Here is a 10,270-nt window from a genome sequence, read left to right as displayed (position 1 = left end):
CGCCGCAGGCGGCGCCGCCTGCGCGGGGATCGGCCGAGCGGCCGGCGCCCCGCGCCACTACGCCGCCTCGTACCGTGCCCGCCCCGGCGACCGCCGACCGTTCGAAGGACACGGCGATGACGTCCCTGGAATGCTGATCCGGCATGCCCGCCTGTGGCGCGGCCCACCCCGTCAGTGTGATGGTTTTCGCACATCGACACGCGCGGGCACCCCCTAAGGTGGCCGCGAGGTACGGCAGGGCGTGGCTGACACCATGGTGTTCGTCGCCGGCAGGCAGCTGAAGGGAATCCAGGATGTTCCGCAAGGTGCTGGTCGCCAACCGTGGAGAGATCGCGATCCGCGCGTTCCGGGCGGGCTACGAACTCGGCGCGCGCACCGTCGCCGTCTTCCCGCACGAGGACCGCAACTCACTGCACCGGCTGAAGGCCGACGAGGCGTACGAGATCGGAGAGCCGGGGCACCCGGTGCGGGCGTACCTCTCCGTGGAGGAGATCGTGGGTGCCGCCCGCCGGGCCGGTGCCGATGCCGTCTACCCGGGCTACGGCTTCCTGTCCGAGAACCCGGAACTGGCCCGCGCCTGCGAGGAGGCGGGCATCACCTTCGTCGGCCCGAGCGCGGCCACCCTGGAGCTGACCGGCAACAAGGCCCGCGCGGTCGCCGCGGCCCGCGCTGCCGGCGTGCCCGTGCTCGGCTCCTCCCAGCCCTCCACCGACGTGGACGAACTGGTGCGCGCCGCCGAGGAGATCGGCTTCCCCGTCTTCGTCAAGGCCGTCGCGGGCGGCGGCGGGCGCGGCATGCGCCGCGTGGAGGACCCCGCCCAGCTGCGCGAGTCCATCGAGGCCGCCTCCCGCGAGGCCGCCTCCGCGTTCGGTGACCCGACCGTCTTCCTGGAGAAGGCCGTCGTGGACCCGCGCCACATCGAGGTGCAGATCCTCGCCGACGGCGCGGGCAACGTCATCCACCTCTACGAACGCGACTGCTCGCTCCAGCGCCGCCACCAGAAGGTCATCGAGCTGGCCCCCGCCCCCAACCTCGACCCCGGCGTGCGGGAGCGGATCTGCGCCGACGCGGTGCGCTTCGCCCGCGAGATCGGCTACCGCAACGCGGGCACCGTCGAGTTCCTCCTCGACCGCGAGGGCAACCACGTCTTCATCGAGATGAACCCGCGCATCCAGGTCGAGCACACCGTGACGGAGGAAGTCACGGACGTGGACCTGGTCCAGGCCCAGCTGCGGATCGCCTCCGGGGAGACCCTCGCCGACCTCGGCCTCGCCCAGGACACCATCACCCTGCGCGGCGCCGCCCTGCAGTGCCGTATCACCACCGAGGACCCCGCCAACGGCTTCCGCCCGGACACCGGCCGGATCAGCGCCTACCGCTCCCCGGGCGGCTCCGGCATCCGGCTGGACGGCGGCACCACCCACGCCGGTACGGAGATCAGCGCGCACTTCGACTCGATGCTGGTCAAACTCACCTGCCGGGGCCGGGACTTCAAGGCCGCCGTCGGCCGGGCCCGGCGTGCCGTGGCCGAGTTCCGCATCCGCGGTGTGGCCACCAACATCCCGTTCCTACAGGCCGTCCTGGACGACCCCGACTTCCAGGCGGGCCGGGTCACCACCTCCTTCATCGAGCAGCGCCCGCACCTGCTCACCGCCCGCTCCTCCGCGGACCGCGGCACCAAGCTGCTCACCTACCTCGCCGACGTGACCGTCAACAAGCCGCACGGCGGACGCCCCGACCTGCTCGACCCGGTCACCAAGCTGCCGCCGCTGCCGACCGGCGAACCCCCCGCCGGGTCCCGCCAGTTGCTGGTCGACCTCGGCCCCGAGGGCTTCGCCCGCCGGCTGCGCGAGTCGCCGACCATCGGCGTCACCGACACCACCTTCCGCGACGCCCACCAGTCCCTGCTCGCCACCCGCGTGCGCACCAAGGACCTCCTCGCCGTCGCCCCGGTCGTCGCCCGCACCCTGCCGCAGCTGCTCTCCCTGGAGTGCTGGGGCGGCGCCACCTACGACGTGGCGCTGCGCTTCCTCGCCGAGGACCCCTGGGAGCGGCTGGCCGCCCTGCGCGAGGCCGTCCCCAACATCTGCCTCCAGATGCTGCTGCGCGGCCGCAACACCGTCGGCTACACCCCGTACCCGACCGAGGTGACCGACGCCTTCGTGCAGGAGGCCGCCGCCACCGGCATCGACATCTTCCGCATCTTCGACGCCCTCAACGACGTCGGCCAGATGCGGCCCGCCATCGAAGCCGTACGCGAGACCGGCACCGCGATCGCCGAGGTCGCCCTCTGCTACACCGCCGACCTCAACAACCCGGCAGAGCGGCTCTACACCCTCGACTACTACCTGCGTCTGGCCGAGCAGATCGTCGAGGCGGGCGCGCACGTCCTCGCCGTCAAGGACATGGCGGGACTGCTGCGCGCACCGGCCGCCGCGAAGCTCGTCTCCGCGCTGCGCCGCGAGTTCGATCTGCCCGTGCATCTGCACACGCACGACACGGCCGGCGGCCAGCTCGCCACCTACCTCGCCGCGATCCAGGCGGGCGCCGACGCCGTGGACGGCGCGGTGGCCTCCATGGCCGGTACGACCTCTCAGCCGTCGCTGTCGGCGCTGGTGGCCGCCACCGACCACTCCGACCGTCCCACCGGCCTCGACCTGCAGGCCGTGGGCGACCTGGAGCCGTACTGGGAGGGTGTCCGCAAGATCTACGCCCCGTTCGAGGCGGGCCTCGCCTCCCCGACCGGCCGGGTCTACCACCACGAGATCCCCGGCGGACAGCTGTCCAACCTGCGCACCCAGGCCGTCGCCCTCGGCCTCGGCGACCGCTTCGAGGACATCGAGGCCATGTACGCAGCCGCCGACCGCATCCTCGGCCGCCTGGTCAAGGTCACCCCGTCCTCCAAGGTGGTCGGCGACCTCGCCCTGCACCTGGTCGGCGCCGGAGTCTCCCCGAAGGACTTCGAGGAGACGCCCGACAGGTTCGACATCCCGGACTCGGTGATCGGCTTCCTGCGCGGCGAGCTGGGCACCCCGCCCGGCGGCTGGCCCGAGCCGTTCCGTACCAAGGCGCTGCGGGGCCGGGCCGCGCCCAAGCCGGCGCCCGAGCTGTCCGCCGAGGACCGCGAGGGCCTCGCCAAGGACCGCCGGGTCACCCTCAACCGGCTGCTGTTCCCGGGCCCGACACGGGAGTTCGACACCCACCGGCAGGCCTTCGGCGACACCAGCGTCCTGGACAGCAAGGCGTTCTTCTACGGTCTGCGTCCGGCCAAGGAGTACGCCGTCGACCTGGAGCCCGGCGTTCGGCTGCTGATCGAGCTGCAGGCGATCGGCGAGGCGGACGAGCGCGGCATGCGCACGGTGATGTCCACGCTCAACGGCCAGTTGCGGCCCATCCAGGTGCGCGACCGGGCCGCGGCCTCGGATGTGCCGGTGACGGAGAAGGCCGACCGCGGCAACTCCGGCCATGTGGCGGCGCCGTTCGCCGGAGTGGTGACCCTGGCGGTGGCCGAGGGCGACGAGGTCGCCGCCGGCGCCACCGTCGCCACCATCGAGGCGATGAAGATGGAGGCCACCATCACCGCACCCAAGGCGGGCCGCGTGTCCCGTCTGGCCATCAACCGCATCCAGCAGGTGGAGGGCGGCGACCTACTGGTGGAGCTGGCCTGACAAGGCGCCCGGCACCTACCCGCTCGCGGGCGCTCAGTCCCAGAGCGGGTAGGTCATGACCTGCTTGAATCCCTCGGGCCGGTCATCGGCGTAGGTGAGGGTCATCCGCGTGTAGTGCTGCACGTGCGGATTCTTCTTCCAGGTCTTGGGTTCGTCGAGCCGGACGGTCACCAGGTAGCTGTGGAAGCGGCCGGCCGCGCAGTACGGCTTGCAGTCGTTGACCATGTTCACACCCTTGGCCGTCGCCCCGTCTTGGCCCCACTGCTTCCAGTGCAGCCCGATGAGCCGGCTGTTGCCGTCGCCGCAGGCCAGGATGAAGTCGGCCGGGCGGACGTCCTGGTGCCAGGTGCAGTCGACGAGGACGGGGCGCGGGGGATCGGCCTTGGCCGCCGCGCCCGGCGGACTCGCCGAGGCCGTGGTCATGGCCGCCGTCACAAGGGCGCCTGCCGCGAGGGTGACCGCCGTTCCCATCACTGATCCGCGCATGGTCGCTCCCACCCGTCGTGCTGTGTCCGACCGCGTGCACCCGACGCTACGACCGTCCGGCCGTTTGCACCAATCGGGCAGGTCGGACCGCGTGTCAGCCGTGCCTGACGGTCAGGCCGTAGAACGCCACCCGGGCGCCGTCGGTGGTGCTGTCCGAGGACGACTGGTTGTACGAGCCGGCCTTGAAGTACTGCTTGTACTGCTGGAACGACGACGGGATGGCGTAGTGGGTGGTGGTGCCGTTGACGGTCAGGTCGATGGTGTTACCGCCGGAGACGGCGATGGTGTAGCTCCAGGTCTTTCCGACCGCAATGTGCCCCACGGCGTGCGCGGTCTGCCCGCCGGACGGCGAGTTCTCCGTGCCGAGGACGATGTCGCCGTTCGCGTGGTAGTACAGCTCCAGCAGCGGCTTGGTGGAGGAGCCGCCGCTGCCGAGGTGGATCTGCCCGACGCAGACGTTCTTCGTCACGGACACCACGCGCAGGGTTGCGCTCAACCGGTGCGAGCCGGACAGGGACCAGTCGGCCGCGCTGCCGTCGCGGTTCATCTCGCGCAGCTCGGAGCGGGCGTAGTTCGAGTTCGGTGTGGTGACGCCCTTCTCGGGCGCCCAGAACGTCATGGCTCCGTCGCGGGTGTCGGTGTAGAAGTACGCGTCCTGATAGCCGTTCGCGCCCTGGAGCCGGGACGACGGGATGGTGGTGGGGCTGCCGGGGGAGCCGACGGGCTCCTGGAGCTCCCAGACCGACAGGTCGAAGTTGCCGCCGGGCGCGACATGCGGATCGGCGGCGAGCGCGCAAGGGCTGCCGAGGAGGCTGAGCGCGAGGGCGAGGCCCGCGGTGGTCGGCACCGCGAGCTGCCGGGATCGGGTCATGTGGGGGTCCCTTCGTCGAATCGGAGGATCCGACCAGGATGCGTTCAGCATAGTGAACGCTGAACGCATCCTTGATTGTCGATGACCCGTGAAACTAAAGGTCCGAACCATACGCGTCAAGAGGTTCAGCAGGCTCCCTCGTCCTGCCACGGCCCCCATTCCGAGGCGCCGGGCACCTCGTTCTGGGTCCACCACTTGGCCTTCCAGTTGTGCTTGTTGTACGAGACCTCGTTCCCCTGCGTGTACACCGCGGTAGAACTCCACGCGGACTTGCAGGAGGTCGGCGTCGGTGTGGGGGTCGGCGTCGGCGGGGTGGTGGGCGGGGTGACACCGGCGAATTTCACCGAGTACTTGGCGAAGTCCCAGGAGCTCTGTGCCACGCTGGAGCAAGTGCCGGACGTACGCCCGCCGTTGTCCACCGGGTTGCACTGCCGGTCGCGGTTCAGGGACCAGAACGTGAACCGGTCCATGTTGTGACTCGTCGCGTAGTCCAGCACCGTCTGGAAGTCCGCCTGGGTGAAGTACTCGCCCGTGTCGCTGCGGCCGTTCATGCCGGAGAAGCCCTCGTGGGCGTACGCGGTCGCCTGGTCCCAGCCGAAGGTCGACTGCAGGATCGAGTTGAAGTTGGTCAGCGCGTTGGTCTGGCTCGCCGCGCCGTTGAAGCCGCCGTCGAACGGCATGATGGAGAAGTTGTTCGGGGTGAACCCCTGGGACTTGGCCTCCAGCAGCATCTGCTTGCCGAACCAGCCGGTGCCGTCCGCCGTGCCGGCCGTCGTCACGGAGACGTACAGCCCCGGGTTGTTCTGCTGGAGGATCTTGGCCGCGCCGATCTCGTTCTTGATGGCCGCGGTGTTCTCGTACTCCGGCTCCTCCAGGTCGAAGTCGATGGCACGCAGCCCGTACTTGGTGATGACCTGCTGGTAGGCCGCCGCCGTGGACGCGGCGTCCGCGCAGGCCTGGCCGAGCTTGGTGCCGCCGTAGCCGCCGATGGAGACCGACACGTCACCGCCCTTGCCCCGGATGGTGTTGATCAGCGACTGCACGGCCGTGTCCGAGGAGACGGGGGCGGTGCCGCCCCAAGTGGGGGAGCAGCCACCGCCGTTGGGGGCCAGGATGAAGGCCAGCTGGAAGGCCTTGAGGCCGGTGGCGTCCATGATGGCGGCCGGGTCCGGCGGATCGTTGTCCAGCGGCATCAGATAGGGGGCGGCGGCGTACCAGCGGTTGCTCAGCGCGGTCGTCGCGCCCGAGGCGTTGCTCGCGACGAGCGCGGTGCTGCCCGCGGCGGCGAGCGTGACGGCGGCCGTCGCGCCCAGACATGCCCGAAGACGTCTCACTGCGTGCCTCCAGAGGGTGGGGGTGGGGGAGGTCCCCAGAGCGGGGAGCCCCACCCTCCGGGAGCTGTTGCGGTCACGTCAATAAGTTGGACTAGACCAACGCTCACTTTGGACTAGACCATACGATTCCTTTACCTCCCGTCGACCAGCCGCACGGTGAAGCCGCGGTCCAGTGACAGACTCGGTGTGGTGATGGTCGTGACCCGCGTGCCCGGGTCGTACGACCAGGCGGAGGCGGGCAGTTGGCGGCCGTCGAGGAGGACCTGCTCCGGCGCCGAGTCGCCGTGCACGGCGAACCGGTAGGTGCGGGCGTCCACCTTGCCGGTGTAGTCGCCCCTGCTCGCGCCCACCGAGACCGTGGTCCCGTCGCCGTCGGTGTGCACGGACACCCGCTGGGTGGCCGCGGCGCCCTGGGCGAAGTCGCGGGTCAGGCCGTCGTCCTCGTACAGGGTGTAGCGGCTCGTGCCGTGCGCCGCCGGATACAGGTCCCAGTCCAGCTCGTGCCGGTCCCGGGTCTGCCAACTCGTCGTCCCCTTCGGCCACATCGGTACGACCGCGCCCTCGCGCACGAACAGCGGGAGCGTGTCGAGCGGGGCGTGGTAGCCGTTGATGGTGGTCGGGCCCTGGTAGGTGCGGCCGGTCCAGTAGTCGGTCCAGGTGCCCTTCGGCAGGTAGATGCCGTCGCGGGTGTCGGAGTCCTGGTACACGGGGGCGACGAGGAAGTCGGGCCCGGACAGGAACTCGTACTTCGCCTGGTCCGACAGGGTGCCCGGATCGTCCGGGTACTCCAGCCACAGCGGACGCACCGCGCCGACACCGGACTTCGCCGCCTCGGCGGACAGCGTGTACATGTACGGCAGCAGCCGTTCCTTCAGCTGCAGGTACTTCCTGTTGACGGAGGTGTACGGCTCGCCGTCGAGCCAGGGCTGCTGGTCGGCGGGCTTCTTGGTGGTGAGGTCGGTCGCCCAGCCGTCCATGGTCATGATGGTCGGCAGGAACGCCTTCCACTGCAGGTCACGGGCGTACATCTTGGCGTCGTGACGGTAGATGCTGCCCACGTCGCCGGTGTTGTAGGCGATACCCGACATGGTCGCACCGGCGTAGGTCGGGATCTGCCAGCGGATGTAGTCCCAGGACAGCTTCTGGTCGCCGCTCCACAGCACCCCGCAGCGCTGGGCGCCCGCCCAGGACACCGGCAGCCACACGAAACCGCGCGCGTCGCTGTTGTCCTCGATCCCCTTCTTGGCGGCGTCGCAGGCGTCGAGCGCGAACTTGTAGCCGTTGCCGACCCAGGCCACGTCCAGCTTGGCCACCCGCTGGCCCGCCTTGACCTGGTCGGCGAGCTTGTCGATGCCGTCCTGGGTCCACAGGCCGAGCTGGGTGTGGTGGTCCTGCAGGCCCTGGGCGGTCTGCGCCAGGTTCTCGTACCCGCAGCCGTAGCCGTCGTTGACCAGCATCCAGCCGAGCGGCATCTGGTTCTGCGTGTACCCGTCGGCGATCTTCAGCGCGTCCAGGGTGTGCCGCTCGCCCCGGTTGGCGTTGTGCAGATAGCAGTCGGAGTCGCCGGGTTCGAGGCCGTACACCGGAGGCATGAAGGGCTTGCCCGCCAACGCCGTGTACTTGCCGATCACTTGCTTGGCGTCGCCGAGGAAGTAGTAGGCGTCCAGGCGCCGTTCCTGCTGACCCGTGGTCACGGGCGAGCCGAAGGTGTACACACCCGGGGCGAAGGTGTTGCGGAAGACGCCGTAGCCCGCGCTGGAGAGGTAGAACGGCTGCGAGTTGTTGTAGCCGCCCTCGTTCCAGTCGAAGCTGTTGGCCACGTACATCGTCTGCCCGCGGTGCGAGAAGCTGCCGTTCTGCTCCCCGCCACCGAAGAACTGCTCGTCCGCGCCCCGGGCGAGGCTCTGCCGCATCCCGCCGGTGGACCAGCGCAGCGGCTTGTCCTCCTGCCAGATCCGGGTGCGGTTGTCGGGCTTGTACAGCCCGAAGCGCAGCGGCTTCTTGTAGACGCGCAGGACGGCCTGCGGAGAGCGGATGCCGAAGTAGTCGCCCGCGTCGAAGGACGAGGTGTGCCGCTCGACGGCGGGCTGCTTGCGCACGATGGCGGTGCCCGCCGGATCGCTCAGCGAACCGGACGGGTCGGCCTGCAGCCGTAGTTGGCCACCGGTCAGGAAGTCGGCGCGGGCCGTGAGCTGCCCGGCCCCGATGGTGTAGCTGCCGTCGCCGCCCGAGAAGGACGTGAGATCACCGGCGTCCGTGGTGGCCGGCAGATACGCCGTGCCCGTGAAGGAGTTGTCGTGCACGTCGTACGGCACGACGAGCACGTGGTACGTCCCCGACGCCCGCGGGATCACCGTGGCCTCGGGGTCGGCGGTGCCCGCGCTGGACGCGACCTGCTTGCCGTGGTCGTCGTAGACGTACAGGTCGAAGTCGTCGGAGGGCTTCTCCCACTTGATCGACAGCGGGACGCCGCCCTCGGGGTTGTCGTCCCAGTAGCCGTCCGGCACCGAGACGGTCAGGTCGAAGCGGTCGCAGACCTTGTTGTCGGGGTCGGCGGCGGCATCGGGACAGCTCTCGGTGCCCCCGCCGGTGCCCTTGGCGTAGACCGGGCTCTGCCAGCCGACGCTGCTGTGAGCGGGGTCGAGTACGGCGCCGGTGGCGGTGGCGGCGGCCTGGGCGGGCGCCGGGGCGGCGAGCGCGGTTGCCGCCAGGGCGGCCGCCAGCCCCAGCGGTACCCAGGCCGGCCACGGCACACGGTGTCGGAGTCTTCGCGGTCTTTGCACGGCGGAACAGCTCCCCTCGCAGCACTGCGGACTGACTGTTCTTGCTCTGGATGCTCGCAAGCGCTCGAAATAGGCTCCAATCGAGCACTTTCACGCACGAAGACTCGGGCTTGGCGCAGGTTCATGTCAAGAGCCCGTCAGCCTTCGGACGGCTCCCGGAGCATGGCCAGGGTCAGCACCGCGCCGCCGATGCCCCAGCCGCCGTCCGTCACCTCCTCCACCAGGACCAGGGTGGTGGCGCGGGCGCCCTCGCCGTAGATCTCGACGTACAGCTCGGTCGTGCGAGTGACGATCAGCTCCTTCTGCTTCTCGTCCAGGCTTCCGGCCGGCACCTTGAAGTTCGCGAACGGCATGGTGCCTCTCCTTGGTTGACGGGGCGTCAGAGGGAACTGTGCGTGCGCAGCGGCCAGCGGAATCAGAGCGGCGAGCCGCTGGTCCAGCCTCGCCAGCAGGGCGCCGTAGCGCTCCTCGTAGGCGGCCGCGCGTCCGGTGTCGGCGGGGGTGTCGGCGTGCAGGAAGTGGTTCGTGCCGGAGGTGAAGGCGCCCGGTACGACGATCGCGGTGTCGATGCCGAACCGGACCAGTTCGCCGGCGTAACTGACCGCCAGCGCGTCCATCGCCGCCTTGGCCGCGAAGTACGGCCCCAGGAACGGCGGGCAGCCACCACGCGTGCTGGAGCTGCCGATCCACACCAGCAGGCCCTCGCCGCGCGCCCGCAGCTGGGGCAGTGCGGCCCGGTTCACACGCTGGGCGCCCAGCACGTTGATGTCGTACAGGTCCGCCAGCTGTTCGGGCGTGAAGGCCTCGGCGGGCCCGCTGACCATGTGGCCCGCGTTGTGCACCACCACGTCCGGCCGGCCCTCGGTGGCCAGCACCCGGGCCACCGCGGCGTCGGCGGAGCTCTGGGAGGTGACGTCGAGTTCGACAGCGTGCAGGCGGACGTCTCGCTCGGTCGCGTACCGTTCCAGGTCGGCCACGGCGGGCGCGTTGCGATCGGCGGTCTGCCGGATCCCCGCGTGGACGGTGTGGCCGGCGTCGGCGAGGGCGCGCACGGTCAGCGCGCCGAAGCCGCTGGAGGCGCCGGTGACCAGGATCGTTCGGGGAGTGTCGGTGGTCATGAATCCTCCC

General features: G+C 70.4%; 5 protein-coding genes and 2 pseudogenes. 1 reads left to right on the top strand and 6 read right to left on the bottom strand.

Annotated elements, in window-relative coordinates; genetic code table 11:
• Positions 1-293 precede the first annotated feature (293 nt).
• Positions 294-3,668: a pyruvate carboxylase gene (locus ACWC0C_RS10705; RefSeq protein WP_450863174.1), complete on the top strand. Its 3,375-nt coding sequence runs from the start codon at positions 294-296 to the stop codon at positions 3,666-3,668.
• Between the two features lie 33 nt (positions 3,669-3,701).
• Here ACWC0C_RS10705 and ACWC0C_RS10700 read toward each other — a convergent pair whose 3' ends face one another.
• From ACWC0C_RS10700 to ACWC0C_RS10675, 6 genes and pseudogenes are all read right to left on the bottom strand, one after another.
• The gene (locus ACWC0C_RS10700) at positions 3,702-4,154 is read right to left on the bottom strand and encodes a hypothetical protein (RefSeq protein WP_450863173.1); all 453 of its coding nucleotides are present in this window, start codon (positions 4,152-4,154) and stop codon (positions 3,702-3,704) included.
• Between the two features lie 94 nt (positions 4,155-4,248).
• Positions 4,249-5,025, bottom strand: a complete 777-nt coding sequence (locus tag ACWC0C_RS10695; RefSeq protein WP_450863172.1) for a polysaccharide lyase family 7 protein — start codon at positions 5,023-5,025, stop codon at positions 4,249-4,251.
• A 125-nt stretch (positions 5,026-5,150) separates the two neighbouring features.
• On the bottom strand, positions 5,151-6,359 hold the full coding sequence (locus ACWC0C_RS10690) for a carbohydrate-binding protein (RefSeq protein WP_450863171.1): 1,209 nt from the start codon (positions 6,357-6,359) through the stop codon (positions 5,151-5,153).
• A gap of 146 nt (positions 6,360-6,505) precedes the next feature.
• Positions 6,506-8,662 (bottom strand): annotated as a pseudogene (locus ACWC0C_RS10685) (TIM-barrel domain-containing protein); the annotation flags it as partial.
• 617 nt (positions 8,663-9,279) lie between these two features.
• Complete coding sequence (locus ACWC0C_RS10680; RefSeq protein WP_450863199.1) at positions 9,280-9,495, bottom strand: tautomerase family protein; 216 nt, start codon at positions 9,493-9,495, stop codon at positions 9,280-9,282.
• 222 nt (positions 9,496-9,717) lie between these two features.
• Positions 9,718-10,260 (bottom strand): annotated as a pseudogene (locus tag ACWC0C_RS10675) (SDR family NAD(P)-dependent oxidoreductase); the annotation flags it as partial.
• Positions 10,261-10,270 lie beyond the last annotated feature (10 nt).

The organism is Streptomyces sp. NPDC001709 (assembly GCF_053596375.1).
Note: the sequence above shows the minus strand (reverse complement) of the source record. Positions and strands in the feature narration are given on the sequence as shown.

Excerpts from the sequence above, each read along its gene's own strand:
- ACWC0C_RS10705 (WP_450863174.1), top strand. The coding sequence starts at position 294 with ATGTTCCGCAAGGTGCTGGTCGCCAACCGTGGAGAGATCGCGATCCGC.
- ACWC0C_RS10700 (WP_450863173.1), bottom strand. The coding sequence starts at position 4,154 with ATGCGCGGATCAGTGATGGGAACGGCGGTCACCCTCGCGGCAGGCGCC.
- ACWC0C_RS10695 (WP_450863172.1), bottom strand. The coding sequence starts at position 5,025 with ATGACCCGATCCCGGCAGCTCGCGGTGCCGACCACCGCGGGCCTCGCC.
- ACWC0C_RS10680 (WP_450863199.1), bottom strand. The coding sequence starts at position 9,495 with ATGCCGTTCGCGAACTTCAAGGTGCCGGCCGGAAGCCTGGACGAGAAG.